Origin of the sequence: Pseudomonas sp. FW305-25 (genome assembly GCF_017351415.1) — a bacterium.
Classification (GTDB): Bacteria; Pseudomonadota; Gammaproteobacteria; order Pseudomonadales; family Pseudomonadaceae; genus Aquipseudomonas; species Aquipseudomonas chlororaphis.
Genome location: NZ_JACNDE010000045.1, coordinates 1 through 25,095 on the forward strand (window position 1 = coordinate 1; position 25,095 = coordinate 25,095).

The window sequence follows — 25,095 nt, forward strand, 5'->3', positions numbered from 1 at the left end:
CGTAATCCGGAGAAGTTGGGGTTGTTGGGGAGTGGTTCGTTGGCGTGATGTTTGTATCGCGCCGCCCTGAGTGCTGCGGATTGGCAAACCTGGATCACTACTGCCGATCAGCTAGGCGAAGGTAATCCCTTGTAGGAGCCTCGGCCGATCTCTGCCAAAGCGACCAAGTAGGCGATCAAGTAAGCGACCAAGTAGCCCGCTGCACAAGGGGCGAGGTGGCTGGCCAACAATGAGATGACCCAACCTGAAACCACTAGCAAACGGGCGATGTAAAAATACCGCTCACTCGCAATTGGTTTGGTAGCGTGCCTTCACCTCAGCCACGCTCAGCCACTTACGTCGCGAATGCACCACGCGATGACAATTAGCACATAGCAACGCCAGGTCAGTGAGCTTGGTTTTGTCGCCGGGCTGGAGCGTGTGCAGTGGCTTAGTGTGGTGAATATCGATGATGCCCTCGATGTCCGCACCATAGGTTTTGCTGAAGTTGAAGCCGCAGGCTTCGCACTTGAGTTCACCGTGTTTCTTGAGGGCTTCGTCCTTTTTGTGTTTGACGAGCTTTTTGTCCCTTTCCCGTACCCGATGCACTCGGGTAAGCACCTTGCCTTCCTCTGCCTCGAAGAAGCCCGGTTCTTCCTCTTCATTTAAATTTATGGCTGTAGTCGTGTCGGACTCGACGTTGGCGTTGATGGCGGCCACGACTTCGGCGAGTCGTTTGGGGTTGTTAGCGAACTCCAGCCATACCAACTCTTCATCCTTGTTGCCTTTCGCAAGGCCAGTCCGACCGGAGTGGGTGTAGCTCGGGTCCCAGCGCCGAAAATTGTTGAGCTTCATGTAAACACCATTGGCGTTGCGAAAGCTCTGGTTCTTACTCACGCCAGTGGCGTTGCCAATGAGGTTGAGGCTCTGTGATAAGGCTTGGACCTCCGGGTGGTTCTTCCCGGGCAAACCATCGCGATGGCGCAGGTAGAGGTCCAGGGCCAGGACAAGTTCGTCACGACTCCAAGGGGGATTGGATTGATTACTGGTGGGTGAGGAGGGCATCGGGCTATCCGTAGGTTTCCCGTTTCTTTGTGGGAAGAAACGCAATATTCAGTAAGAATATTCTCGTCTGATAGCGTTTGGGAATCATGCGGTGTGCGAATGATGTTCGCTGGAGGGGGACGCCCTGATAGGTGCTTCCCGAACACAGCCGCTTCCTTGAGTGCTGTGCTCGGATTAGTACCATCGATTAATTGTTGCTTTGCTCAGCTAGCCGACTTGCAAAATATTGCGCAGTCTCTGGATCGGTACAGTTCAGGTAGCAACCTTTCATGCTACGTGCCATCAAGGGCTTTGGAGTCTTTCTTGCCACGCCTACGATAGTCGATAGGGCAAGTTCGGTAGGTAATGGTATGTTCTCCAGCACTAATGTTTTTAATAAGTTACACCTGTTTTTACGCAAATCGCCAAGCGTGCTAGAACACCTCAAACCATTGTGACCGACCATTCTGAAGATTTGGAAATGGACGGTGATATTGAATTTTAAAAATTCGTTGTGTCTAGATGACGAGAAAGAAGGTAATAGTGACTTAGATGGACAAATGGACACCTGAAACCCCATAAACACTGGCCTTCAGCGGTGTATCTCAATGTCCGTTTTTTTACCCCGAATGGACTTCATGCAGTCTCCAGACCAGCGCCGCCGTTCGTGCAATCCAAGCTATGCGATCCCGGAGGCCTGACATACTGGCTCCTTGCCGGTCTTTCCGGATATGCTCCGACCACAGCATCACGCCCAATCTGACGTTTACGGGGGATGGGGTCGGCCTCCGTAAGGCTGCAGTTGATGCGTCATTGTCGCCTAGGTACCTGCCGAGGCAAGTGGTTCCTCTTGCCGCGCAGGAGGGTGCTGCTTATATGGAGATCGCATGAGTTTTTTTTCGGACGAAGAGATAGATTCACTCAAGATCACTCGGATGATCCTGCACGTGGTGGGTACCAAGAACTTCGAGGCACTGCCGGAGCGGGCCTTGGAGGAGGAAGCATTCTTTATCGGTAAAATTGTGGACATGGCTACTGCGCCGGTCTTCATGTTCAAGGCTGCCTCTACGACCCGGAATGAAATTGAATCCATTGCCGCCGGGGACACTTCGTTCGTCGATGGTGCACAAAGTCTCGCAGCCAGCTTCAACCGGCAACACGTGGGCGGTAGCGCTGATGGGGTTCTGTTGATGTTCGAATTGGCTGTCAACGACCCCGATGTGAAGATCTATAGCTTGATCAAATACGACTACAAGCTGGCCCTGGAACAGAACGACGGCGCTCCTGGGAAAAAGCTGCGTCGTATCGTGAATGCCCTGGTTGACGAAAAGAAGGCCATTCAGAAAACGGCCCTCATCCGAGTGATCAATGGTGTTGCTGACCAGAATATTTCGGCCACTGACCGTACCAAGCAGGGTGTAGATCTTGCAGACTATTTCGCCGACTTCTTGTCGGTGAGCAGGACGGTCTCGGACACGGAACTGAGCGAAATCACTCGCAAAGTGCTCAAGGCCGCGCTCCAGACCTGCATAGAACATCTGCCTGGTCAGGATGTGGCAAAGGCCCTGAAGAAAGCCCAGGCCAACCTCGGCACCCGCAGACGGATCGATGAAGAGGCGATCGTCGAAGCTGTAATGCTCGCTGCTGGTCACCCTGAAGATGAAAAAGTAGCCAATCGCTTAGAGCGTGAGACGCGCAGCCGGGTCAGAAAGAGCAAATTGCACGAGCTCAGCTTCAAGCCTGATCGCCGGATCCTCCGCCAGCCCTACATGCGCAAGATCGTCACGACCGAAGGCGTCACCATCCTGTTCCCTGACAGGACGGAGAACCCCAATGTGAAGGTGGTAGATCTGAAAGGGGACAAGAAGCAGATCATCGTGGATACAGATAGGGTCACGGAGGACAGCGTTGTCACACCAAAGCCTGGCCAGCCTTCTTAACGACCTTGCACGCAAGCGTCAGGCGCTGATCACTGAGGGAAATACCACTCTCATTGTGTCTGACCTACAAGCTGATGCAGCTCGGTCAATCGCTCAGGCCGCCTATGCTGCTGCCTGGTCGATCACGATGTTTGACAGCGCAGGTGGCGAAACCGAGGTCGAAGAGGGTGACGAGGCTTTCGGACCGTTTCGCGCTGAGCTCGTGAAGCCACTCCCGGAGGGGCATGACCAGACTGATGCGTTGTATGTGGCTACAGAGGCGGGCTTTAAGGCCTTCCTCGACACCGGCCATGCTGCGCCACGCTGGTATGTGCTAGGTCTGATCAAACCCTTCAATACTCGGGCAAGGGTGTATACCGATTGGGGTCAAGAAGAGCCCTACATCGAGTCGCAGGCGACGAAATCACCCCGACTTTTAGTGAAAGAGGCAGCTAACGTCCGGACTGTGCCCGAAGACGTTCGCTATTGGTTGCTCGCAGAGGGCCATGGCCTCGATGAGGCTGACCCTTTGCACATGGCTTGGGCAACGCAGACCTTTGACGTGTTGAGTCGTTGTTTTGCGAACGAAATTGACCCTACCGGAAGCAAGCTCAGTTTCAAAGGGCCACCCAAGCTCAATCTGACGCTTACGGAAGTGGTCGATGGTGGCGGCCAGCTAGCGATGAAGGACTTCGAGGTCGTTCAGGACGCCGCAGCTTGGGTGTTCGACAACGCACGGGAAGCCGAGGTAAAGCATATTCTGCTGTCCGCTGAAATTGCTCGATCAGGTAGAGCGGATGGAGAGGCACTGCAGTACTTCAAGGAGAATCTTGCCGCAGCATTGGATTGCGCGAAGATCGCCTATCAAATGGCGGTCTCGGAGATTACCAAGGACACTCTCAAATCTTTAGGAGATCTTCGTAAGGCCGTCACTGAGGAAACCTCGAAGGCGACAGATGCTACTCGCCAAGCGATCGCGGCAATCTCGACTGCACTGACTGTGGGCTTGGGCTTGATCGTTGCGCGGCTCACTCTGCAGATCAACCCGTACCTCATTTCACTCGTGATGGCGGTTGCATTTGGCTACACGACACTGAACGTCATGTCCGGTCGTAAATTCATAAACATTCAGCGAAAGCTACGTCAGGACTGGCAATCGAAACTTTATCGCTTCCTCTCCGAAGCTGAATTCAAAAAAATGGTAGGTGATCCCATTGAGCAAGCCGAGGGCTTCTTCTATAGGGTCAGTTATCAAGGTCTGACAATGCTCGGTGCCACGGCGCTGGGGATTGCAATTTTCGCTTTCGTTCACACCACTCCGACTGCGGCTACACCACCAGTTCCTTGTGCACCTCCAGCTCAAGCCCCTGCAAGCCAGCAATCACCCACCAGCGAACCGACGCCACAGCCGAAGCCGGAACCAAAACAGAGAACATAGAAGTGCCGGGGGCTTGTCCCGGAAAAAATGGATGAGGTAGTCGGAGAGATCAAATCGGATGTTGTTCAGCATGGTACTTCCCTGTCTGATGCTATAGGCAAAGCCAGTATGTCGGAGTGCCGTCATTGATGGTGTGACAGTTACTTTTCGATGCTCATCCATCTTAAGATCAAAATCCGTACACCCTAAGGAGAGGTTCCAAGGACACGGCAGTGTTTTACATATCAGAAAGCCATCATGTGCTGGCAAACCAGCTACGCTTTAGCGTGATATTGAATCTCAGGGATTGTCCTCACGGTGAAGCGACTACTTCTTTTGAGTGGCCCGATGGCCAGCGGCAAGACCTCCGTTTCTGAATTTTTGAAAGAACGCTATGGGTTTGAGGCAATAAGCAGTGGTAGCTTTCTTCGCGAGCAACTGGTTGTCCGAAACGAGCCGATTGACCGCCTTCACCTTCAAGAACTCGGTGACGCGTTGGATAGGGCTACCGATTTTTCCTGGCTGATCGAGTCGGTAGCCAAGCCAACGATTGATGCTCGGCCACACACTCACAGTTGGTTATTGGATGCTGTGCGTAAGCCCCGTCAGGTAGAGCTTTTTAGACTCCATTTCGCAGATTCGGTCAGGCACGTGCACATAGTCGCCCCTGAGTCCGTACTTCAGTGCAGATACCTTGAGCGCGGTGCCGATCACCTTGCGCAGTACCAAGCCAGTGTTTCGCACCCCAACGAGCAGAGCGCGCGTTCGCTCGCAAGTCTTGCTGACAAGGTTGTGAACACTGAGGAACTCACTCTTTTCGGTATCGCAAATCAAATAGTGAAACTCTGGGAGAATTAGCGCATGGAAAGTCGGCAGATCGTAGTGATCAGTGGCAAGGCGTGTAGCGGAAAAAGTGGGTTAGCCCGCTTGCTCGAAAAGGAGTTTGGCTTCTCGGTGGTTCGCGATCGTCGCGTTTCCCAGGAGACCGAGTGGAGTCTCAGCATGCCTCAGTCAACGTTAATTGATCGGAGGCGAGAGTTGAAAGACGCCGAGCATGCACAGTGGATGTTGCTCGCAACAAAGGCGATTTGTGAGGATGGAGATGATGATCGACCGTTGGTCGTTGATCATCTGGACTCGCTAGATCAGGTACTACAGTTTCGCCAGACCTTCGGTGGAAACCTAGTACATGTCCATCTCTATGCAAGTGAGCCCACTCTTCGAGAGCGTTACGCAGCGCGTGTTGAGGGTAAAGCCTTTACTTTGTCTTACGATGAGGTCAATAAGCTCAAGGATCAGTCGGAAATCAGCGCGCTCAAGGCCGATGCGGATGTACGCATTTACACCGAGCGCTCCGATTCCAAGGACACGCTCGTACGAGTTGCCGCTCGTTTGCACCTGTACACGCCGCCCGAAATCAGATGTGTAGATGTGCTCATCGGTGGGCAGTATGGGAGTGAGGGGAAAGGCAATATCGTTTCCTACCTGGCTCGCGAGTACGACGTGATGGTTCGTGTTGGTGGGCCCAATGCTGGTCATACCGTGGCCAGTATTGCCGGCCCGTATACCTACCACCATTTGCCCTCTGGGTCGCGTGACGTGACCGCGAGGTTACTTCTTGGGCCAGGCATGACCATCCACCTACCTGGACTTCTGAAGGAAATCGAACAGTGCGCTATCGGTGAAGACCGGTTGTTCATCGATCCTCAAGCCATCATTATCGAGGACGAGGACATCGATACGGAGAAGAAAGGACACTTGGTTTCGACCATAGCCTCCACTGGAAGTGGAAGCGGGGCTGCGGCAGCGCGGCGTATTTTGAATAGAGGTAAAGGGATCAGGCTCGCACGGGATGTGGATGAGCTCCGTCCTTATGTAGGTGTCCCAGGAAACTATCACGGATGCACATCTGACCGCTTGGAGGAGGCCTATCGATGCGGTCACTCCATTCTACTGGAAGGTACCCAAGGCGGCGGCTTGAGCATTTTTCACGGTGATTACCCGCATGTTACCTCTAGAGATACGAACGTCGCGGGATGCTTAGCGGAGGCGGGTATATCACCCAGCAGGATCCGGAAAATCCTTATGGTTATTCGACCGATGCCTATCCGTGTTGGCGATCCGGATGGAGACGCAGGCCACACCTCCGGGACGCTCAAACATGCGACGACTTTTGATGAAATCGCAAATCTAGCGGGTCTCGATGCTCAGGCCTTGAACACAGCGGAGAAGACGTCAACTACTCATCGTCACCGGCGGGTCGGATGGTTCGAATGGGACCAATTCCGGAAAGCATGCGCGCTCAATACGCCCACCGACATAGTCCTTACCTTTGCGGATTACCTTAAGGCGACTAATCGCAACGCGAGGCGGTTCGAGCAACTTGATCCTGACACGATCAAATTTGTGGAGGAGCTTGAGAGAGTTTCGCAGGCGCCTGTATCGCTGATAAACACTAGGTTTACCCGAGAGCCAGATCCCAGCGATTTACGATCTTTGATTGACCGGCGCAACTGGACTGCCCGTTCAGGGAGGAGATGACAGATGGATCTAGAAATGCTGATTGAGCTTTACCCTCGGGTCTATCACATGGCAGAGCGCGGAGCCTGGGACAGTATTCGTACGCGCGGATTGATGAGCGCGACGGCAGTCCTTGACCATCTTGCAGTCGAAGGTGGTGAGCGCGCCCAATTCGAGAGCGAGCACCGCAGTCAGAAGATGAATGTAAGGGCGGGTGACCCTTCCGATATTGTGCTTCGTGATCAGAAACCCATGCCTGAGGGACGGTTGCTGCAGGCTCTCACGGATGGGACGACACCACGGCAATGGTATGAACTGATCAACAACAAAGTCTTCTTCTGGGCTCAAGAGAAAAGGCTGCATCGTCTGCTCGGCGCCCGCGATTACCGCAAGCTCGAACACGATGTTCTGACGTTGGACTCGGCGGCATTCATCCCGGCTTACGCGGAGGGTATTTGGCTATGCCACATGAATTCGGGCAATACTTGGCCCATGCCACATCGTCGCGGTAGGGATGTCTTTCGTAGAGTTCCAGATTACCCCGTGAAACGTTCAGGAAAACCGGTGAAAAATGTCGTGGAGTTGGTAGTCGATTATGCCGTCCCCAACATCGTTGACTTTGTAGTAGAAGTCCGGCGGATGAGGGGTAGTGAAGTCTTAAGTGTAATCACATAAAGGTTGGGGGGGGATGCAGCGACGCCGTTTAGCTTCCCGTATATTGCTGATCAGTGACTCCCAACGGCTACTGCTCTTCAACATTCGTTACGGCAGTGGTGCCTTGGCGGGAAGGTGCTATTGGGCCACCCCTGGCGGAAAGCTGCAAGACAATGAGTCTTTCGAGGCAGCGGCCATTCGTGAACTTTACGAGGAGGCTGGCGTCGAGATTCAGTCCGTCGGACAATGCGTTGCACATAGGGAGTTCCCTTGGCAGATGCCCGATGGTGAGCAAGTACTCGCAGTTGAAAACTACTACGTGGTTCGAGTGAGGGAAGAACGGTGTTCTAGGGTGCGATGGAGTGACCAAGAGCGCGAAGCTGTTTGTGACGTGAAGTGGTGGTCAGAAAGTGAATTAGCAGCTTGTCCAGACGAGATCTTTCCGCAGGATTTGCTGAACCTGTTTGTCCAAGCCCAATGAAGGCTTATCCCTCATATATGGCATTTGGGGGTAAGAGAACTCTTTCCTTACCCCTGACCGTATATTCAATCGTAGTGCCACATCAGACTTTTCTCCGGTTCAGGTAAATGACTCGCCCCCAACACTGCCGGCAATATCCCCGCCCGTATATCATTCCCACAGGCTGCTGATACAAACTCAATCCAAACTCAGGCATCACCGCCAACAGATAATTAAAATATTCCCCTGAATACGTTCGTAATCCTTAAGCAAACAGGCAAAAACACCCGCCCCAATTAAGGGCGATGGTGTCCGCGTATTTTGGAGCAGACGCGATAGCCCTTAAATGGGGCGTGTCTACAGAGTTTGGAACATGCCTATGGAAAGCCGTGGTGCCACCGGCTTTCTGCATTTTAGGTCACGCTCTAAAAGCCTGCGTTTCAATCACCACCAACACATCTCGTACATCTTGCAACAGCAATCTGGCGGTATTGACCACTGTGCCGATGTCCTTATCGCTAGAGTCATTTAAGGTCATGCAGGCCATAAGGTTTAGGTAGTTAAGGGTGGTGAGAAGGCGTTCGCTAGCGCACGCATGCAAATCCACCAACGGCGCATGGCTGTCAATAAACAGCACCGGTCCATCGCTGGCAATTGGCGTCAGGGGGATAAAGCGTTCGGATGAATCTTGAGTTTTCATGGTGTCGTCCTTTTCAAGAATGAAAAAGTTGCCACCTGATTGCTGCGAATCAATTGGGTGGCAGCTGTACGCGGGTTCGCAGACCGAGGAAAAGAAGAAACCCGGCAGACCCGAAGGTCTCCCACGTACAGCCGCCATGAAGCGAAACGCAGGCGGGAGTGTGCCTGAGTTGTCATTGGCGGTGTAGTTCGACTTTTCTGTTGGGCTGCGAAACCCCTGTCGCTGACCGAAAGCAGCAGACCTGAAAACTATAGGTCTGGGCTGCTTTAGGAACAACGGCAGGGCTGTAGGAAAGGTCTCGATTGTGGGTAGGGCGAGGCTGAGTCGTTGATCCTTGTCGCAAGCAGGATGGTTGCTAACACTCCGTAGCGGTTACCGCAGGTCCAGGCCGTGGCGCCATTCAGCTGTTGAGGTGTAGCTGGATAATCGGGGTGTGCCGGTTTGGGGGCGCTGCGCGCCCCATCGCAGCCTCGCGGGCTCGGCAGCGGCTACAGGGCGTAAGACTTTGCTATCCTGCGCGCCTTTTACCCATTGCAAGGAGCGCAGGCATGACCCAGTCCGTTGGTGGCGGGAGGCGAGTAGGGGCAGGGACGCGGGGTGGTGTGTCTCGCCTGGGGCATTTTCTATTTCGGTTGGCGCCGGCGCTGTTTGTGGGTTTGGCGCTGAGTGTGCCCACGGCCAGCGCCAACCCGGTCACCACTTATCGCGGCACGCTCGGCGATACGCCGGTGGAGCTGGCGCTGGTGTATGACTCGCAATATGGCGGCGGGATGTCCGGCTATTGGTTTAGAGGGGCCGAGCGCTTGCCGATGCCTTTGGAGCTCACGCCGTTTTGGCCGGACAGGGGGCTGTTGATCAATATCATGGATAACCCGACCTTGCCGGCGGCGGCTGTGTCGTTGCAGCCCTTTGCCGAGGGGGCCGAGGCGTTGCAGGGGGCCTTGGTCGATTTGCGCACGGGGGTGCAGCAGCCGTTGCGGTTGCAGCGGGTGATGCGTTTTGGCGGGAGTCAGCGCGAGGCCTTTGACGGTGAGTTGTTGCAGCCGGCGGCCGACCAGCAGTTCTATTTCAGTGTGCATGCCGTGCGCAATGCCGGGGAGGACAGGGGGCGGGTGGACAACATCCGGGTGCTGAGCCGGGCCACCGGCGAGGTGGTGCAGGAGGTGGGCGGGCAGTGGTGCATGGCTCCGACCGGGACCCGCACCCTGACCTTCGAGCATTTCGATGCCGATTCCACCCTCGATTTCCAGGTGCAGGGCTACAGCTTGAACGGCCCGTACGGCAGTGTGCTGTGCGCGCCGACCCAGTATTACCTGTACCACCCACAGACCCAGGCGTATCTGCGCCATCCGCAGCTGGAGCAGTTGGCCGCCGAGGGCACTGTGCGCTTTGCCGGCGGGCAGATGGAGTTCAGCAAGCAGGACTTTATCAACTTCAGTGCGGGCACCCAGCGTAGGGACTATTACCGCGTGATCAGCCCTGACCGGCTGGAATTCATTCAGTCTCTCGAGGGGCGTTTCTGATGCGGCGGGTTAATGTTTTTCGTGGGTTGGTGGCGGTGTTGCTGGTGTCGTGGCTAGTGCCGGCGCAAGCGGCCCACGGGGTGTACCAGGGCACCTTGGGCAAGCAGGCCATTGTGCTGACGCTAGGCAGCCAGAACGCGCTGTACCAGGGGACCTATGCCTACCAGCGCTATCGCACGCCGATCCGCCTCAAGCCGACCTTCAGCTTCAGCAACAAGGTGCTGGCCATGGACGAGCTGGACGAGCAGGGGTTGCCGGTGGCGCGTCTGCAGTTCAATGACTTGATGAATTACCGCCAGCAGGAGCAGGTGCGCGGCACTTGGACCAGTTATCGCACCGGCAAGACCTTGCCCATCAGCCTGAAGCTGGTGGCGCTGGTGGACTCGGACCGTTCGTGGCCGCAGCCGAACACCACGCTGTTGCAGAGCGCGTCGACCAAACGCTGGTATTTCCAGGTGCCGATGCAGGGTAATGATCAGCGGATAACGGCGATCGAGGTGGTGGACAAGGCCAGCGGCAAACCGCTGCAGACCCTGACGCTGGCGGCGCCGGGTTGTCTGTATCAAGGGGTGGATATGTTGCAGGTGCAGGCGGAGGGGCAGAGCCTGCGGCTCAGTTTGAGCGACTGCAAGTTGCCGGGGTTTCAGTGGAATGAGGGGAGTGGGCGGTTTGAGGCTTTGCCCTGAGGTGTTGTCGGTCGGCCTGGTGTCTATTCAGATAGATCGTATTTGCAGGTTTTGCGACTGCTGCGCCCGAGCGCGGATCGGTCGTCGCAGCCTCGCGGGCTCGGCAGCGGCTACGGGGTCGGTGTCAGTTCGCGTTGCATGATCAGGGTGCGTTCTTCGCCGTGGTGTTGCTCGCGCAGGGTGTGAAAGCCCAGGTTGGCGTAGAAGCCTTCGGCGGTGATCGAGGCGGGCACCGTCAGCTGGGTGAGGCCGGCGCCCAGGGCCTGGCGTTCGAGCTCGGCCATCAGTTGGCGGCCGATGCCCTGGCCTTGTCTATCCGGGGCGACGAAGACCGAGCGCACTACATGGCCGTCGAGGCTGGCGGTGCCGACGATTTCACCGGCGGCCTGGGCTACGAATACCTGGCGTTTGCTCAATAGCTGGCGCACGGCGTGCGGGCTGAAGTTTTCCTGCACCTGGGCGATTACCGCGGCGGGGTAATCCTGGGCGTTGCTGGTCTGCAGGGCGGCGATGATCAGGCGGCTGATGGCGTCGACGTCCTGCGCGTGGGCGGGGCGGATTTCACAGTCCATGTGGGGCGTCCTTTGAGGGGTAGGTCTGGACACTAGCCTTGGTGGGGATTGTTCGCTAGGGGGTGTTTACCAACTGCCATAGGGAATTCCGTATTTCTCTATGTAGCGCTTGGAGCTCTCGGGTAGCGGGTAATAGTGCCCATTTGATTTACCCAGGTGCGGCCCCAACGGTTCAATTTCAGCTTGTGCACGAGCTACCTTGACCGTGTTGCGGCATTCATCTCTGACCCAGACTTGCACGATGCCACCCGGAGTTAGACCTAAATAGACCGATGCCATATAGCGAGCGGTCTGATGCGGAGTTTCTGGGCAGCGTCGGTTAGTCGAGGTGGTCATTATTTTCCGGGCCTCTTCCGGGATATCCACCCATGCTCGATAGGTCTGTGGCTCTACGACCGATTGCCAGCGCACGAAAATGCGCTTGGGCAGGTCAGCGCCAACCACTGACTTACCGCTACCTCCAACTCCCTTCCCGCCCCATCCTCTGGCCCACTCTTTGTCGTAACCCATATCACCACCCGCAGCGGAGCCACCGCCAGTGCGAAGGAATAGCTTGCCGTTGATATCTTCAACAGTGCTGTCTTCGACCCAAACTTTCATATAGAACGGCTCGCTGAAGCCAAGTTGCCACCAAGGTGCCTTGGGGTCGTTTTTTCCAGATAGCGGATCACTGGTCCAGCAACCAGTCAACAGCAGTGCGCCGAGCAGGGCGATGAATACTCTCATTACCAAAGCGTCCAGTCAGGTACGTGAGGGGACGTGATTGTTGAGCAGCGCACTTCGATACCAGAAGGGCTCTGCCTACCAACTGCCATAGGGAATGCCGTATTTCTCGATATAGCGCTTGGAGTTCTCGGGTAGCGGGTAATAGTGCCCGTTTGATTTACCGAGGTGCGGTCCCAGCGGTTCAATTTCAGCTTGTGCACGAGCGACTTTGATCGGGTGATGACATTCATCTCTTACCCAAACCTGGACAATGCCGCCAGGAGCCAGCCCCAGATTGACCGAGGCCATATAGCTGGCGGTTTGCTGTGGCGTTTCCGGGCAACGACGGGCTGTGGTCTTGCGCATGATCTGTCGGGCCTCTTCCGGGATATCGATCCATACCCGATAGGTTTGCGGTTCAACCACCGATTGCCAGCGCACGAAAATGCGTTTGGGCAGGTCGGCACCGATCACCGATCTGCCATCACCACCAACCTCGCTCCAACCTCTGGCCCATTCCTTTTTATAACCAAGGTCGCCACCTGATGCAGTCCCTCGGCCGGTGCGGCGAAACAGTTTTCCGTTGATGTCTTCTACCGCGCTGTCTTCAACCCAGACTTCCATGTAGTAGGGTTCGGTAAAGCCAAGTTCCCACCAGGGGCTTTTGGGATCGTTTTTTGCGGAAAGCGGATCGCTGGCCAGGCAGCCAGTCAACAGCAGTGTGCCCAGCAGGGCGATGAATGCTCTCATTACCAAAGCGTCCAGTCAGGTACGTGAGGGTGTTGCACACGCACGGCATCTGCCGTGGGAGCGTTGATGTAGGCGACTTTAAGGCTACCGCCATCCTGTTTGCCAAGTGGGTGGTTCCAGTGGGCAGAGAGATGGATATAACGCAGCTTGAGCATGGTTTCCTCGGCTGGAGTCGTACTGTAGTCACCAGCGACAAACCTGTCACAAAGGGCCTGTAGCTCTTGCGGGATGGCGTAGTCCGGATCTTGTTCGTCGATGGCTTTGAAGCACACGCCATTCTCCTTGGCCAGTTCATACATGACACGCAGATATACTTTCGCCAGTTTGTTGCTCATTGGCCTCTTGAGCTGTACGCCGACATACACCCGCTTTTGCCGTAAGCCGAGGCGGTCCTGTGAGTCCAGCGGTAGCAACAGCGGTTCCGGCGTGACGATCTCTAGCCATTGTGCGGGCCAGCCCTCGGCCAGCCAGCGTTTTCTCGTCTGGACCGCCTCCCGATAAATCGAGGTGTGGATCACATCGGTAGTGATCGGCACCTCCAGCGCCTGCATCGGACTGACCAGTACACACTCCTGCATCTCCTCCAGATAACCTCCACCGATATCTGAATGCGCGCCGGGTAGGGTGATCTCCGCGTGGTCGGGTTTGACCCGGCTCAGGGCAAAGTTGGCGCGGTACTCGTCGCGGGCGACCAGTTGAACCACCGAGCGAAAGTAGCGACGGTCGAGGTGCAGCTTGATACCCGGAGCAATGGCGCTGCGCACGTTACCCAGATTACTCAGGCCGGCAACCGACGGCACCGTATCGAACAGGCCGATAAAACCCATATCAACATCGTGGCCGTACTGCCGGTTGAAACGGGGGCTGAAGGCATTGGAGTGGTCGTGCAGAATCAGTTCAAGCGGCCCGAGCCAGCGCACGACTTCATTGGCAAAGTGCCGAGCCGCTGCGGCGCCTCGACTAAAACCGAAAGTGTCAAAGGTCAGGGATAAGATTTCGCTGTCGGGGTTCTGTTCGAAGAAAAGACCAATACGTTGCTTGATCTCGATAAATGCCTTGTGCACACACCCTAAGACTCCCGTGCCGCCACGCCCCGTTCCCGAGGTGATCACGCTATCTTTTTCGCCAGCTTGCGTGCCGATACCCTCGATATAGATGGAGCGAAAGGCCCGTCTTTGTAGCCCCTCACTTTCAACTTTCTGTTTGGAAAAGTACAACTCACTCAACCGCTTAACATTGCTCACATCATTCCCATAACTACTCTCCGGATCCCTCATATACGGCTTGCAACTGCCATCGATATCCCTGGTTTCAATGGCATGCTGCGCGCCACAAAGCTGGCCCATGACCGAGTTGCTGGCGTTGTTACCGGTACCGTCAAAGAACACTCCAATGCGCAGCGCCACCTGAATCTTTTCAGGCGGTGGCGCAGGCTCTTTGGCGTATTTCTCATACTGCGCCCAGAGCTGTTCGCCGTAGCTGGGCTCTTCGGTTTCAGCGGCGCGTTCGGCGGGGCTTTGGTTGGGATTGGCGGGCCGTAGAAGATTGGGCATCGGCCCGGGTCCGTTGCTGGCCATGGGTGGTCCTGGTTCAGGCGAAAGGGGCGCTGGAAACCGTACCGGGAATGGCGGGACAGGGATTTAGGAGGATTCTGCAAGCGGCGACGCAGTGGCTGATTTGGTTGTAGGAACGGTTTATTGCCGGGGTGTTTTTGTCGTTTGAGTGGACGCTATCGCGAGCAAGCTCGCTCCCACAGTGGGAGCGAGTTCATGAGCTCAGTGCCAGGCGCCGAGCGCGCCGAGGCTGAGCATGACGGCTGCCAGCATCCCCACCAAGGCAAACAGCTGCTGCAAGCGCGGCCCGGCCAGGTAGCGGGCGACCTGCCGGCCGGCGATCAACCCCAGCACCGCGCCAATGGCGAAGGGCGCGCCCACCGCCCAGTGCATCACGCCGCTGAGGCTGGCGGTGAGCACGCTGCCGGCGGACACCAGGGCGATCACCGCCAGGGAGGTGGCGACGATGCTTTTGCTGTCCAGGTTGGTGTAGCGGGTCAGCGCCGGGATGATCACGAAGCCGCCGCCGACCCCGAGCAACCCGGAGAGCAGCCCCGAGAGCAGGCCGGTGACGGTCAGCGCGCGGGCGCAGGGCAGGGTCCAGCGCAGCCGGCCCTGCAAGGGGTTGAGCACGCAGGGCTGGAAGGCCGCGCGGGGCGCCGGTTGGCCGTGGCGCAGTTCACGGGTGGCCTTGAGCAGGATGCGCCCGCAGGCGTACAGCAGCACCGCGGAAAACAGCAGGGCCAGCGGCAGGTTCGGCAGGCGGTGGGCCAGCCACAGGCCCACGGGCGCCATGAGGATGCCAATGGCGGCGACAAAGCCGGCGGCGCGGTAACGCACGATGCCTTCGCGCAGCCCCAGCACCGCGCCCACGGCGGCCGCCAGGCCCACCGCGAGCAGGCCGATGGGCGCGGCCTCGACCATGCTCAGGCCCAGGCCGAACACCAGCAGCGGCACTGCGAGAATCCCGCCGCCGGCCCCGGTCAATGCCAGGATCGCTCCGATCAGTGCGCCGAGGCCGGCGCCCAGCAAGCTGTACTCACTCATGATTCCGGCAGGTCCGTCACCAGGCTCGGCCGCGCCAGCCACTCATGGCCCTTGAGCATGCCGCGCCAGTACAGCGGCGGCAGGAGGCGTTCCTTCAGCCACCAGGCGCGGCGGGTCGGCTGGCGACCGTCCAGCAGCCAGGCCGGAAAGCTCGGCGCGACCTTGCCGCCGTAGGTGAATTCGGCGAGGACGATCTTGCCGCGCTCCACGGTCAGCGGGCAGGAGCCGTAGCCGTCGTACTGTGCCCGGGTCGGCAGGCGCTTGAGGTTCACCAGCACGTTGGTGGCCACCACCGGTGCCTGCTTGCGCGCCGCCGCGGCGGTTTTCGCGTTGCTGGTATTGGTCCCGTCGCCCAGGCCGTGGATGTTGCTGTAGCGCTTGTGCCGCAGGCTGTGCGGGTCGACATCGATCCAGCCGGCGGCGTCGGCCAGCGGGCTGTTGCGGATAAAGTCCGGGGCGGTCTGCGGCGGCACCACGTGCAGCATGTCGAAGGGCAGCTCGACGCGTTCCTGCTGGCCGTCGGCGTTGTTGCGCACGAAGGTCGCCCGCTTACCGGGGCCGTCCACCGCCACCAGGTTGTGGCCGAAATCCAGGGCGATGTCGTATTTCTTCACGTACTCCATCAGCGCCGGCACATAGTCCGGTACGCCGAACAGCACGCCGCCGGCATTCAAGAAACGCGTGTTGATCTGCCCCAGCCGGCCGTTGCGCAGCCAGTGATCGCAGGACAGGTACATGGCCTTCTGCGGCGCGCCGGCGCATTTGATCGGCATCGGCGGCTGGCTGAACAGCGCCTGGCCCTGCTTGAGGTTCTGCGCCAGTTGCCAGGTGTAGGGCGCCAGATCGTAGCGGTAGTTGGAGGTCACGCCGTGCTTGCCCAGGGTTTCGTTCAGGCCGTCGATGGCGTTCCAGTCGAGCTTGAGGCCCGGGCAGACGATCAACTGGTCATAACCCAGCACGCGCCCGTCGTTGAGCAGCAGGGCGTTGTGCTCCGGCTCGAAGCTGCTCACCGCCGCCTGAATCCACTTCACCCCCTTGGGGATCAGCGAGGCCATGCTGCGGGCTGTGTCTTCGGCGCGGAACACCCCGGCGCCGACCAGGGTCCAGCCGGGCTGGTAATAGTGAGTGTCGGCCGGGTCGATGATGGCGACGTCCAGGTGCGGTTCGCGGCTGATCAGGCTGGACGCGGTGGCAATGCCGGCCGCGCCGCCACCGACGATCAGCACCTGGTGGCTGCCGTTGACGGCTCGTGGGATGGGGGAAATGGGGCGCATGGCAGCGTCTCCTGGTGGAGTGGCGTTATAGGTGTTAAAGGGCGTTCAGCGGGATCTTCAGGTAGCTCACGCCGTTGTCGTCGGGCTCGGGGAACTGGCCGCTGCGCATGTTGACCTGCACCGACGGCAGGATCAGCACCGGCATTTCCAGGGTGGCGTCGCGGGCTTCGCGCATGCGCACAAAGGCGTCTTCGTCGATCCCTTCGTGGATATGGATATTGTGGGCGCGCTGTTCGGCGACCGTGGTCATGTATTGCAGCTCGCGGCCGTTGGGCAGGTAGTCGTGGCACATGAACAGCCGGGTCTGCGCCGGCAGGGCGAGGATCTTGCCGATGGAGCGGTACAGGGTGCGCGCGTCGGCGCCGGGGAAGTCGCAGCGGGCAGTGCCGTAGTCGGGCATGAACAGGGTGTCGCCGACAAAGGCCACGGTCTCTTCACCAACCTGTACCAGGTAGGTCATGCACGCCGGGGTATGGCCGGGGGTGTGCAGGGCGCGGGCCTGGAGGTTGCCGATGGCGAAGCGGCTGTCGTCTTCGAGCAGCACGTCGAACTGGCTGCCGTCACGGGCAAAGCCCTGGCCTTCGTTGAACAGCTGGCCAAACACCTGCTGCACCACGGTGATCTGGTTGCCGATCGCCACCCGGGCGCCGAGCTGCGCCTTGAGGTAGGCCGCGGCGGACAGGTGATCGGCGTGCACGTGGGTTTCGAGAATCCAGTCGACCTGGGCGTCCAGTTCGCGCACTCGGGCAATCAGCTTGTCGGCGGACTCGGTGCGGGTGCGGCCGGACTTGGGGTCGTAGTCCAGCACGCTATCGATCAGCGCGCAGCGCCGGGTCTCGAGGTCCATCACCAGGTAGCTGATGGTCCACGTCTGGCTGTCAAAAAAGGCTTCTACGCACAGCGATGCGCCGATGATCATGGGGTTCTCCGAACAATAGGGTGACGCCGGCCAAGGCGGGCAATCGTCCCTTGGACTGTCAATAAGCGTGCCAACCGGCGCGCGCTGTTTTTACCGCCCATTCATTGAATTCAAAGGCCTGGGGTGGGCGTTCTGGCTGTCATTGTTAATTGTAGGTGGCAGTCGATTGGCAGTTTCTGGCAGAAAATGGCAGAAGCCGGGCCCATGGTTTAAGCTGCCGCGCAACGCCCAGGAGTTGCCATGCCCCAGTCCCCGAATGCCCTCGCCAATCCTGAAATGTTAGCCCTGATGTCCTATCTGGAGCATGACGCGCAGCCGACGATCCTGCTGGACACCGACTACAACATCCTCGCCGCCAACACCGCCTACCAGCGCCAGTTCGGCGTCGAGGGCAAGCCCCATGTCGGCGCCAAGTGCTACCGGGTGTCCCACCAGTTCGCGGTGCCTTGCGACCAGGCCGGCGAACATTGCCCGATGCGCAAGGCCTTCGAGACCCGCCTGCCGGAGCGCCTGCTGCATATCCATCACACCCCGCGCGGGCCGGAGCATGTGGACGTCGAGTTGCGGCCGATCCTCGGCGACACGGGGCTGGTGGTGGCCTATGTCGAGCGCCTGAGTTCGGTGGCGGTGGCCTCGGTGCAACCGCAGCAGAAGGGGCTGGTGGGGCGTTCGCCGGCCTTCAATGCGGCCTTGAGTGCCCTGCAGCGGGCGGCGCCGTCGCAGATCCCGGTGCTGTTGCAGGGCGAATCCGGCACCGGCAAGGAGCTGTTCGCTCGCGCCCTGCATGACGGCAGCCCACGTGCCGGCGGGCCGCTGGTGGTGGTCGATTGCACCGGCCTGACCGAGTCGCTGCTGGAGAGCGAGCTGTTCGGCTACGAGAAGGGCGCTTTCACCGGCGCCCTGCAACGCAAGATCGGCCTGGCCGAGGCGGCCCATGGCGGCACCCTGTTTCTCGACGAGATCGGTGAAGTGCCGCTGGCGATGCAGGTCAAGCTGCTGCGGCTGATCGAGTCCGGCAGCTTTCGTCCGGTGGGCAGCCTGCGCACCGTGCATTCGGATTTCCGCCTGGTCTCGGCGACCCACAAGCCGCTCAAGGAAATGGTCGCCGCCGGCACTTTCCGCCAGGACCTGTACTACCGCATCAGCGCCTTCCCGATCCGCCTGCCGGCCCTGCGCGAGCGCGGCGACGACCTGCCGCTGCTGATCGACAGCCTGCTGCAACGCCTGGCGCCGGGCGCGGTGCCGCGGGTCGCGCCGCAGGCCCTGGAGCGCCTGGGCCTGTATGCCTACCCGGGCAATATCCGCGAGCTGCGCAATATCCTCGAACGGGCACGGCTGTTCAGCGACGACGGGGTGATCCGCGTCGAGGACCTGCCCGAGGAATTGCGCGCCGGCAGCGCCGCCGCCACAACGCCGCCGAGCCGGCGCCGCGTGGGCAAGGACCTGGAACAATTGGCCCACGCCCTGGAAGTGTTCGAAGGCTCGCGCAGCGAACTGGCCAAGGCCCTGGGCCTGAGCGAACGCACCCTGTACCGACGCCTGAAGGCCCTGGGCATTTCCTGAGCCACGGCATATCGCCCCCCTCGACATTCCGCTCCCGCGCAATGCCTGTGTAGCCGCTGCCGCAGGCTGCGATCGAGCGGCACGCTCGCGGCGATCTTGCCGGCGCCGGAGACCCTTCGGGTCTATCGCAGGCTGCGCCAGCGGCTACAGGGATGCTGCGATCCCCTCGATATTTCGGTCCTGCTCAAGGCCTGTGTAGCCGCTGCCGAAGGCTGCGATCGAGCGGCACGCTCGTGGCGATCTTGCCGGCGCCGGAGACCCTGCGGGTCTATCGCAGGCTGCGCCAGCGGCTACAGGGATGTTGCGATCCCCTCGATATTCCGCTCCTGCTCAATGCCTGTGTAGCCGCTGCCGAAGGCTGCGATCGAGCGGCACGCTCGCGGCGATCTTGCCGGCGCCGGAGACCCTTCGGGTCTATCGCAGGCTGCGCCAGCGGCTACAGGGTTGCTGCGATCCCCTCGATATTCCGGCCCTGCTCAATGCCTGTGTAGCCGCTGCCGAAGGCTGCAATCGAGCGGCACGCTCGCGGCGATCCTGCTGGCGCCGGAGCCCCTTCGGGTCTATCGCAGGCTGCGCCAGCGGCTACAGGGGCGAGCGGGGTGACAAGCGGTTGCTGCGGCCGGGCAGGTCGCAAGCCATCACCCACATCCCTATCTGCTCCAGGTCGGTGTTGAAGGGCACCTCGCCTACCTGACGCAGGCCGGCGCTGGCATAAAAACGCTGGGCGCCAATGTTGCTCTTGAGCACGTCCAGCCACAGGCAGGGTTCACCGGCATCGGTGGCGCGCTGCAGCACATGCTCAAGCAAGCGGCGACCGTGCCCCTTGCCGGCCTGGGATTTGAGCAGATAGATCTTCTGCAACTCGGCACCGGGAATGCCGCTGCCCGGAGTGGGCCGCGCCCAGTTGAGTTTGGCGAAACCTATGGGGTGCTGTTGCTCGTCCAGGGCCAGCAGCCACAGATGCTCGCTCTTGGCGGCAAGAGAGTCTCGCAGGGTATGGAGGGAGAAGTCCTGGTCGAGAAACTGCTGTATGCCTTCAGCGGTCCAGATCGAGGAGAAATGCTCGCGGTAGGTGGCGCATCCGATGGCTTGGAGGGCATCGATATCGCGGCTGTCAGCTTCACGGATGGTGATCATGCTTCACTCCTTGATGGCATTGGCGGATTGGGCCGGGTGCGGCAGCTTAGCCTTTGCGCAGGCGAGGCTCCAGTACTCCGCTGGCATTGGCGCATCGGCTCCAGGGCACGATGGCGATGCGCCGTGGTCGTAGTTTTTGCCCGCCTTTTTTCGACGTCACGCCAGTGGCGCCGGGCCTTTGAGGAGTTGCCATGAGCCAGGATCTACTCGCCACCGAAACCAATCGCCGGCAGTTGCAGCAGATCATTTCCGGACTGTCCGACGGGGTCATCCTGCTCGAGGCGGACCGGCGCATCGTCTGGGCCAACGAGGCGGCGCTGGCCATGCACGGGGTCGAGGAGATCGCCGAGCTGGGCGCCGATGACCGTCAGTACGCCGAGCGTTTCGCCTTGCGTTATCGCAACAACCACCCGCTGGCGCTGGACAGCTACCCGATCAACCGAGTCGCCGCCGGGGAAACCTTCAGCGACGTGGTGGTGGAGGTGCGCAGCGGCGAGGGCGAGGAAGAACGCACCTGGGTGCATCGGGTGCGCAGCATGATCCTCACCGACCGCGCCGGCGAGGTGGAATCCCTGGTGCTGATCCTCAGCGATGCCACCGAGTGGGCCAGCGCCGAACAGCGCTTCGAGAAGACCTTCAATTCCAACCCGGCGCCGGCGGTGATCTGCCGCCTCAGCGACCTGCGCTACATCAAGGTCAACCAGGGCTTCCTGGAAATGACCGGTTATGCCCGCGATCAGGTGATCGGCCGCTCGGTGTACGAAGTGGATGTGCTGGAGGGCGCCGAGCGCAAGGACCTGGCCATCGAACGCCTGAACCAGGGCGCGACCATCCCGCAGATGCAGGCCGAACTGCGCCTGCCCGAAGGCGGCAGCAAGCTGGTGATCGTCGCTGGCCAGCCGCTGGATATCAACGAAGAAGACTGCATGCTGTTTTCCTTCATGGACCTGGAGCCGCGGCGCAAGGCCGAGACGGCCCTGCGCCAGAGCGAGGAGCGCTTTGCCAAGGCGTTTCGCCTGACGCCGGTGCCGACCCTGGTCTGCGGCGCCGACAGCCAGCAGATCGTCGACGTCAACGAGGCTTTTCTCGACAGCACCGGTTATACCGCCGAAGAGCTGCTGGGCAAGACCGTGGAAGAAGTCGGTTTCATCGCCAGCCCGCAGGCCTGTGCCAGCCTGTTCGGCGCCCTGGAGAAAAGCGCCGATGTGCGCAACGTCGACCTTCGGGTGGCGAAGAAGGGCGGCGAACTGCTCGACTGCGTGGTCTCGGCCGACACCGTGGATATCCAGGGCAAGCCCAGCTACCTGCTGGTGCTGATGGACATCACCGAGCGCAAGCGCTCCGAGCTGGAGCTGGTGTCGGCGATCGAAGAGGTGATGCGCGATGCCTCGTGGTTCAGCCAGACCCTGATCGAAAAGCTGGCCAATGTGCGCAGCGCCAACCAGGCCGAGCAGCCGAGTGCGTCCTTTACCGACCTGACCGCCCGCGAGCGCGATGTGCTGGGGCTGATCTGCGAGGGCCTGGCCGACAAGGAGATCGCCGCGCGCCTGCAGCTGGCGCCCAGCACGGTGCGCAATCACGTGGCCACGGTGTATTCCAAGCTGGCGGTGCACAGCCGTGCCGAGGCCATTGTCTGGGCTCGCGAGCGCGGGCTGTTCAGCGGCGAGCGGCGTGGCAAGGCTCAGCGCTGACAGGTGCAGCGCTGACAGGTGCAAATGCACCAGTGCCACCAGTACAAATGGCGCTTTTGCGGCGTCACGGGGTTTCTTAGGCTGGGTGATGTGCGATGCCGTGGCTGACACGGGCCATGCACCGAAAATTATCAGCTGAAGGAATGCACGATGCGTAGCGAACAGATCAAAGGTGCGGTGGGCACGGCGGCCGGCAAGGCCCAGGGTGCAGTAGGCGAGCTGCTGGACGATCAGCAGATGCGCCTGGAGGGGGCGGCCCGCCAGGCCGCCGGGCAATTGCAGGAAACCTATGGCGATGCGCTGGACAGAGTCTCCCGCTTTGTCCGTGACAAACCCTTGGCCAGCGTCGCCATCCTCGCCGGGATCGGCCTGCTGGCCGGCCTGTTATGGCGTCGCCGCTGAGGAAGGCCTGGGTGATTTCCCGGGCGCAGTTGCGCCGCTACATCGAACAGGGCTTCGCGCCCCTGGCCTGTGCCTTCAGCACCGGCTCCGACTCCACCTTCACCCTGCGGATCTACGAACCGCAAAGCGGCCGGGTCGACCTGGTGGTCACCGGCATCGACCCGCGGCTGCTTGAGACTGAGGCGGACGTGCTGGCGATGATCGAGGAGCTGCGGTACGAGTTGCGCAGCAACTCCATCAGCCTGCTGCATCTGTCCTGAAGTTCACCCGGTCCCTTGTAGGAGCGAGCTTGCTCGCGAAAAAACTCAAGACACTGCGGTGCTTCAGACATGCTGCGTTATCGTTGGCCTCCATCGCGAGCAAGCTCGCTCCTACAGGAGGTTGCGTTCAACGGAGCAGGGCCCGCGTTTCAGGTCTTGGCGATCAGGCTCGGCCGGCAATCGAGGCTCAGGCGCGCGCCGCCGCGGTCGCTGCTGCCGACGTCGAGCTTGAAGCCGTGCAGGCTGACGATGGCGGCGACGATGGACAGGCCCAGGCCAAAGCCGCCGTGGGAGTTGCTGTCGTCGACCCGGTAGAAGCGCTGGAACACCGCCTTGCGCTCGGCCTCGGGAATGCCGGGGCCGGAGTCGAGGACTTCCAGGCGCGTACAGCCGCCATCCTCGATACCGCGCAGAATCACCTCGCCGCCCGGCGGGGTGAACTTGATCGAGTTGCTCAACAGATTGGCCAGGGCCTCGAACAGCAGGGCGCGGTCGCCGGTCAGGCTCGGCAGCGCGGCGGGCACATCCAGGGTCAGGGTCAGCTGGCCTTCCTCGGCCAGAGGCAAATAAAAGTCATACAGCTCGCGCAGCAGCGGCAGCGGATCGAGTTCGACAAACCCCGAGCGGCGCTGGTGATCCTCGATCTCGGAAATCCGCAGCAAGCCGCGAAAACGCGCCATCAACCGGTCGGCCTCGGCCAGCACCTGGTCCAGTTGCAAGGCTTCCGGCGTGCCCTCGACCGCCTGTTGCTGCATGCGGTACAGCTGGGCGCGCAGGCGGGTCAGCGGGGTGCGCAGGTCGTGGGCGATGTTGTCGCACACGCCCTTGACCTCGTTCATCAGCCGCTCGATGCGGTCGAGCATGGCGTTGACAATGGCCGCCAGCATGTCCAGCTCGTCGCGGCGGTTGGACAGCGGCAGGCGGTGGGTCATGTCGCCGGCGACTATCGCCTCGGCGCTGGCCTGCAGGGCGCGAATGCGCCGCAGCGGTCGGCGCCGGAGAAGGTGCCAGCCGGCGGCCCCGGGAATGATGGTCAGCGACACGCCCCACAGCAGCGCGTGGAGGATGATCCGCGTCACCGCGAACAGCGAGCCGTTGTCGCGCACCAGGATCAGCCAGCGGCCATCGCGGGTGTAGGTGGCCACCGCATCGCAACTGTCGCGGGGCAGGTTGGGGTCGTCGGAGTCGATGCAGCTCTTGAGCTCGTGGATCTGCCCGTCCAGCGGCAGGTCGTCGGGGATCTCGCGGATCGGCCCGCTGAGGTAGCGCCGCCGCTCGTCGAACAGGCCGTAGGCGTCGATGGCGCGCATGTCGAAGGTCATGCTGGTGGTCAGGGCCTCTTCCAGCTGCTCGCCCTGGAAGCGCGCGAACAGGTGCTGGCGCTGCATCAGCGAGTGCTTGGCCAGGCTTTCCAGGTAGCCGGACACCTCGTAGTACATGACGCCCATGAGGATGCAGCTCCAGGCCACGAACAGTGAGCTGTAGAGCGCCAGCAGGCGGCTGCTGGAGGAGCGCCAGCCCTTAGAGGGGTTCAGCAATGACATAACCCGAGCCTCGCACGGTGCGGATCAGCGGGGTCATGCCGGGCGGATCGATCTTCTTGCGCAGGCGGCCGATATGCACGTCGATCAGGTTGGTGCCCGGGTCGAAGTGATAGCCCCAGACCTCCTCGAAAATCATCATCCGCGAGAGGATCTGGCCGGTGTTGCGCATGAGGAATTCCAGCAGCTTGTATTCGGTGGGCAACAGGCTCAGCAACTGGTCGGCGCGGGTCGCTTCGCGGCTGATCAGGTTCAGCTCCAGGTCGGCGACCCGCAGGCTGGTTTCGAATTCCTGCACCGTGCTCTTGCGCCGCAGCAGCACTTCGACCCGGGCCGCCATTTCGTCGGAGGCGAAGGGTTTGGTCAGGTAGTCGTCGCCGCCGGCGCGCAGGCCACGCACGCGCTCGTCGACGTCGGACAGGGCGCTGATCATCAGGATCGGCGTCGACACGCCGATGGTGCGCAGGGTGGTGACGATGGCCAGGCCGTCCAGCTCCGGCAGCATGCGGTCGAGGGTGATCAGGTCGTAGTCGCCGCTGACGGCGCGCACCAGGCCTTCGCGACCGTTGTCGACCCAATCCACGTCCAGCCCGTGGCTGCTCAGTTCGGCCACGATTTCGCGGGCTGTTACGGCATCGTCTTCGATGGTCAGAATGCGGGTCATAGGGGCTTACCTGATTGGGATTTCATGACACAGGCCGGCATTTTGCCAAGAAATGGCCGCGGGCTTTCTAAAAAATCTTTCATCTTCGCGCCAGTGCCCTGGCCAACGCAGGGTA

24 protein-coding genes and 1 pseudogene are annotated in these 25,095 nt (G+C 60.1%); 12 read left to right on the plus strand and 13 right to left on the minus strand.

Going from position 1 to position 25,095, the window contains the following annotated elements; all coding sequences use genetic code 11:
• Positions 1 to 282: 282 nt before the first annotated feature.
• Positions 283 to 1,044, minus strand: coding sequence for an HNH endonuclease (locus J4E58_RS28120; RefSeq protein WP_087087998.1), 762 nt, complete (start codon positions 1,042 to 1,044; stop codon positions 283 to 285).
• Positions 1,045 to 1,910: 866 nt separating this feature from the next.
• Here J4E58_RS28120 and J4E58_RS28125 point away from each other — a divergent pair.
• The 6 genes from J4E58_RS28125 to J4E58_RS28150 all read left to right on the plus strand — a co-directional run bounded on the left by J4E58_RS28125 (position 1,911) and on the right by J4E58_RS28150 (position 8,014).
• Positions 1,911 to 2,963 (plus strand): nucleoid-associated protein, encoded by a 1,053-nt coding sequence (locus tag J4E58_RS28125; protein WP_087087996.1) that lies wholly within the window; start codon positions 1,911 to 1,913, stop codon positions 2,961 to 2,963.
• The gene (locus tag J4E58_RS28130; protein ID WP_087087994.1) at positions 2,932 to 4,380 is read left to right on the plus strand and encodes a hypothetical protein; all 1,449 of its coding nucleotides are present in this window, start codon (positions 2,932 to 2,934) and stop codon (positions 4,378 to 4,380) included. Before J4E58_RS28125 ends, J4E58_RS28130 begins: the two co-directional genes overlap by 32 nt.
• A gap of 297 nt (positions 4,381 to 4,677) precedes the next feature.
• Positions 4,678 to 5,217 carry an AAA family ATPase gene (locus J4E58_RS28135; RefSeq protein WP_331459955.1) on the plus strand — a complete coding sequence of 180 codons (540 nt, stop codon included), beginning with the start codon at positions 4,678 to 4,680 and terminating at the stop codon, positions 5,215 to 5,217.
• Between the two features lie 3 nt (positions 5,218 to 5,220).
• Positions 5,221 to 6,900, plus strand: a complete 1,680-nt coding sequence (locus J4E58_RS28140) for an adenylosuccinate synthetase (protein WP_087087990.1) — start codon at positions 5,221 to 5,223, stop codon at positions 6,898 to 6,900.
• 3 nt (positions 6,901 to 6,903) lie between these two features.
• Positions 6,904 to 7,554 (plus strand): DUF7002 family protein, encoded by a 651-nt coding sequence (locus J4E58_RS28145; protein WP_087087988.1) that lies wholly within the window; start codon positions 6,904 to 6,906, stop codon positions 7,552 to 7,554.
• A gap of 13 nt (positions 7,555 to 7,567) precedes the next feature.
• Positions 7,568 to 8,014, plus strand: a complete 447-nt coding sequence (locus J4E58_RS28150) for an NUDIX hydrolase (RefSeq protein WP_087087986.1) — start codon at positions 7,568 to 7,570, stop codon at positions 8,012 to 8,014.
• Positions 8,015 to 8,079: 65 nt separating this feature from the next.
• On the opposite strand, the pseudogene J4E58_RS28155 reads toward J4E58_RS28150, so the two are convergent.
• Both J4E58_RS28155 and J4E58_RS28160 read right to left on the minus strand, forming a co-directional pair.
• A pseudogene (locus tag J4E58_RS28155) lies at positions 8,080 to 8,257 on the minus strand (mechanosensitive ion channel family protein); the annotation flags it as partial.
• 154 nt (positions 8,258 to 8,411) lie between these two features.
• Positions 8,412 to 8,693, minus strand: a complete 282-nt coding sequence (locus tag J4E58_RS28160) for a fructose-bisphosphate aldolase (protein ID WP_087087984.1) — start codon at positions 8,691 to 8,693, stop codon at positions 8,412 to 8,414.
• 548 nt (positions 8,694 to 9,241) lie between these two features.
• Between J4E58_RS28160 and J4E58_RS28165 the strand changes: the two genes are divergently transcribed.
• Together J4E58_RS28165 and J4E58_RS28170 are read left to right on the plus strand one after the other, a co-directional pair.
• Positions 9,242 to 10,216 carry a hypothetical protein gene (locus tag J4E58_RS28165; RefSeq protein WP_087087982.1) on the plus strand — a complete coding sequence of 325 codons (975 nt, stop codon included), beginning with the start codon at positions 9,242 to 9,244 and terminating at the stop codon, positions 10,214 to 10,216.
• Complete coding sequence (locus J4E58_RS28170; protein ID WP_087087980.1) at positions 10,216 to 10,902, plus strand: hypothetical protein; 687 nt, start codon at positions 10,216 to 10,218, stop codon at positions 10,900 to 10,902. Before J4E58_RS28165 ends, J4E58_RS28170 begins: the two co-directional genes overlap by 1 nt.
• A 110-nt stretch (positions 10,903 to 11,012) precedes the next feature.
• Here J4E58_RS28170 and J4E58_RS28175 read toward each other — a convergent pair whose 3' ends face one another.
• The 7 genes from J4E58_RS28175 to J4E58_RS28205 all read right to left on the minus strand — a co-directional run bounded on the left by J4E58_RS28175 (position 11,013) and on the right by J4E58_RS28205 (position 17,722).
• Complete coding sequence (locus J4E58_RS28175; RefSeq protein WP_087087978.1) at positions 11,013 to 11,474, minus strand: GNAT family N-acetyltransferase; 462 nt, start codon at positions 11,472 to 11,474, stop codon at positions 11,013 to 11,015.
• A gap of 66 nt (positions 11,475 to 11,540) precedes the next feature.
• Positions 11,541 to 12,200, minus strand: coding sequence for a DUF2931 family protein (locus J4E58_RS28180; RefSeq protein ID WP_087087976.1), 660 nt, complete (start codon positions 12,198 to 12,200; stop codon positions 11,541 to 11,543).
• A 75-nt stretch (positions 12,201 to 12,275) separates the two neighbouring features.
• Positions 12,276 to 12,929: a DUF2931 family protein gene (locus J4E58_RS28185; protein WP_087087974.1), complete on the minus strand. Its 654-nt coding sequence runs from the start codon at positions 12,927 to 12,929 to the stop codon at positions 12,276 to 12,278.
• Positions 12,929 to 14,506 (minus strand): phospholipase effector Tle1 domain-containing protein, encoded by a 1,578-nt coding sequence (locus tag J4E58_RS28190; RefSeq protein WP_087087972.1) that lies wholly within the window; start codon positions 14,504 to 14,506, stop codon positions 12,929 to 12,931. The genes J4E58_RS28185 and J4E58_RS28190 overlap by 1 nt, the downstream gene beginning before the upstream one ends.
• Before the next feature lie 198 nt (positions 14,507 to 14,704).
• Positions 14,705 to 15,529, minus strand: a complete 825-nt coding sequence (locus J4E58_RS28195; protein ID WP_087087970.1) for a sulfite exporter TauE/SafE family protein — start codon at positions 15,527 to 15,529, stop codon at positions 14,705 to 14,707.
• Complete coding sequence (locus J4E58_RS28200) at positions 15,526 to 16,803, minus strand: FAD/NAD(P)-binding oxidoreductase (protein WP_087087968.1); 1,278 nt, start codon at positions 16,801 to 16,803, stop codon at positions 15,526 to 15,528. The genes J4E58_RS28195 and J4E58_RS28200 overlap by 4 nt, the downstream gene beginning before the upstream one ends.
• Positions 16,804 to 16,837: 34 nt before the next feature.
• Entirely contained in the window at positions 16,838 to 17,722 is an 885-nt protein-coding gene (locus J4E58_RS28205; RefSeq protein WP_087087966.1) for an MBL fold metallo-hydrolase, read from the minus strand.
• 240 nt (positions 17,723 to 17,962) lie between these two features.
• On the opposite strand from J4E58_RS28205, the gene J4E58_RS28210 reads away from it, so the two are divergent.
• Entirely contained in the window at positions 17,963 to 19,285 is a 1,323-nt protein-coding gene (locus J4E58_RS28210) for a sigma-54-dependent Fis family transcriptional regulator (RefSeq protein WP_087087964.1), read from the plus strand.
• A 582-nt stretch (positions 19,286 to 19,867) separates the two neighbouring features.
• On the opposite strand, the gene J4E58_RS28215 is transcribed toward J4E58_RS28210, so the two are convergent.
• Complete coding sequence (locus J4E58_RS28215) at positions 19,868 to 20,422, minus strand: GNAT family N-acetyltransferase (RefSeq protein ID WP_009043361.1); 555 nt, start codon at positions 20,420 to 20,422, stop codon at positions 19,868 to 19,870.
• A 191-nt stretch (positions 20,423 to 20,613) separates the two neighbouring features.
• On the opposite strand from J4E58_RS28215, the gene J4E58_RS28220 reads away from it, so the two are divergent.
• The 3 genes from J4E58_RS28220 (at position 20,614) to J4E58_RS28230 (ending at position 22,775) form a co-directional block, all read left to right on the plus strand.
• Positions 20,614 to 22,113, plus strand: a complete 1,500-nt coding sequence (locus J4E58_RS28220; RefSeq protein WP_087087962.1) for a helix-turn-helix transcriptional regulator — start codon at positions 20,614 to 20,616, stop codon at positions 22,111 to 22,113.
• Between the two features lie 150 nt (positions 22,114 to 22,263).
• Complete coding sequence (locus tag J4E58_RS28225; protein WP_087087960.1) at positions 22,264 to 22,515, plus strand: CsbD family protein; 252 nt, start codon at positions 22,264 to 22,266, stop codon at positions 22,513 to 22,515.
• Between the two features lie 11 nt (positions 22,516 to 22,526).
• Positions 22,527 to 22,775 carry a DUF1652 domain-containing protein gene (locus tag J4E58_RS28230; RefSeq protein ID WP_081002271.1) on the plus strand — a complete coding sequence of 83 codons (249 nt, stop codon included), beginning with the start codon at positions 22,527 to 22,529 and terminating at the stop codon, positions 22,773 to 22,775.
• A 149-nt stretch (positions 22,776 to 22,924) separates the two neighbouring features.
• Here the strand turns inward: J4E58_RS28230 and J4E58_RS28235 are convergent, their stop codons facing one another.
• Both J4E58_RS28235 and J4E58_RS28240 read right to left on the minus strand, forming a co-directional pair.
• Positions 22,925 to 24,319: a HAMP domain-containing sensor histidine kinase gene (locus J4E58_RS28235; RefSeq protein ID WP_087087958.1), complete on the minus strand. Its 1,395-nt coding sequence runs from the start codon at positions 24,317 to 24,319 to the stop codon at positions 22,925 to 22,927.
• Positions 24,297 to 24,980: a response regulator transcription factor gene (locus tag J4E58_RS28240; protein ID WP_007930717.1), complete on the minus strand. Its 684-nt coding sequence runs from the start codon at positions 24,978 to 24,980 to the stop codon at positions 24,297 to 24,299. The genes J4E58_RS28235 and J4E58_RS28240 overlap by 23 nt, the downstream gene beginning before the upstream one ends.
• Between the last annotated feature and the right edge of the window lie 115 nt (positions 24,981 to 25,095).

What these genes read in the sequence shown, in the direction of transcription:
- J4E58_RS28175 (WP_087087978.1), bottom strand. Translation starts at nt 11,474, where the DNA reads ATGGACTGTGAAATCCGCCCCGCCCACGCGCAGGACGTCGACGCCATC.
- J4E58_RS28200 (WP_087087968.1), bottom strand. Translation starts at nt 16,803, where the DNA reads ATGCGCCCCATTTCCCCCATCCCACGAGCCGTCAACGGCAGCCACCAG.
- J4E58_RS28185 (WP_087087974.1), bottom strand. Translation starts at nt 12,929, where the DNA reads ATGAGAGCATTCATCGCCCTGCTGGGCACACTGCTGTTGACTGGCTGC.
- J4E58_RS28180 (WP_087087976.1), bottom strand. Translation starts at nt 12,200, where the DNA reads ATGAGAGTATTCATCGCCCTGCTCGGCGCACTGCTGTTGACTGGTTGC.
- J4E58_RS28160 (WP_087087984.1), bottom strand. Translation starts at nt 8,693, where the DNA reads ATGAAAACTCAAGATTCATCCGAACGCTTTATCCCCCTGACGCCAATT.
- J4E58_RS28150 (WP_087087986.1), top strand. Translation starts at nt 7,568, where the DNA reads ATGCAGCGACGCCGTTTAGCTTCCCGTATATTGCTGATCAGTGACTCC.
- J4E58_RS28195 (WP_087087970.1), bottom strand. Translation starts at nt 15,529, where the DNA reads ATGAGTGAGTACAGCTTGCTGGGCGCCGGCCTCGGCGCACTGATCGGA.
- J4E58_RS28235 (WP_087087958.1), bottom strand. Translation starts at nt 24,319, where the DNA reads ATGTCATTGCTGAACCCCTCTAAGGGCTGGCGCTCCTCCAGCAGCCGC.
- J4E58_RS28220 (WP_087087962.1), top strand. Translation starts at nt 20,614, where the DNA reads ATGAGCCAGGATCTACTCGCCACCGAAACCAATCGCCGGCAGTTGCAG.
- J4E58_RS28190 (WP_087087972.1), bottom strand. Translation starts at nt 14,506, where the DNA reads ATGGCCAGCAACGGACCCGGGCCGATGCCCAATCTTCTACGGCCCGCC.
- J4E58_RS28225 (WP_087087960.1), top strand. Translation starts at nt 22,264, where the DNA reads ATGCGTAGCGAACAGATCAAAGGTGCGGTGGGCACGGCGGCCGGCAAG.
- J4E58_RS28215 (WP_009043361.1), bottom strand. Translation starts at nt 20,422, where the DNA reads ATGATCACCATCCGTGAAGCTGACAGCCGCGATATCGATGCCCTCCAA.
- J4E58_RS28210 (WP_087087964.1), top strand. Translation starts at nt 17,963, where the DNA reads ATGCCCCAGTCCCCGAATGCCCTCGCCAATCCTGAAATGTTAGCCCTG.
- J4E58_RS28120 (WP_087087998.1), bottom strand. Translation starts at nt 1,044, where the DNA reads ATGCCCTCCTCACCCACCAGTAATCAATCCAATCCCCCTTGGAGTCGT.
- J4E58_RS28140 (WP_087087990.1), top strand. Translation starts at nt 5,221, where the DNA reads ATGGAAAGTCGGCAGATCGTAGTGATCAGTGGCAAGGCGTGTAGCGGA.
- J4E58_RS28125 (WP_087087996.1), top strand. Translation starts at nt 1,911, where the DNA reads ATGAGTTTTTTTTCGGACGAAGAGATAGATTCACTCAAGATCACTCGG.
- J4E58_RS28240 (WP_007930717.1), bottom strand. Translation starts at nt 24,980, where the DNA reads ATGACCCGCATTCTGACCATCGAAGACGATGCCGTAACAGCCCGCGAA.
- J4E58_RS28205 (WP_087087966.1), bottom strand. Translation starts at nt 17,722, where the DNA reads ATGATCATCGGCGCATCGCTGTGCGTAGAAGCCTTTTTTGACAGCCAG.
- J4E58_RS28170 (WP_087087980.1), top strand. Translation starts at nt 10,216, where the DNA reads ATGCGGCGGGTTAATGTTTTTCGTGGGTTGGTGGCGGTGTTGCTGGTG.
- J4E58_RS28145 (WP_087087988.1), top strand. Translation starts at nt 6,904, where the DNA reads ATGGATCTAGAAATGCTGATTGAGCTTTACCCTCGGGTCTATCACATG.
- J4E58_RS28165 (WP_087087982.1), top strand. Translation starts at nt 9,242, where the DNA reads ATGACCCAGTCCGTTGGTGGCGGGAGGCGAGTAGGGGCAGGGACGCGG.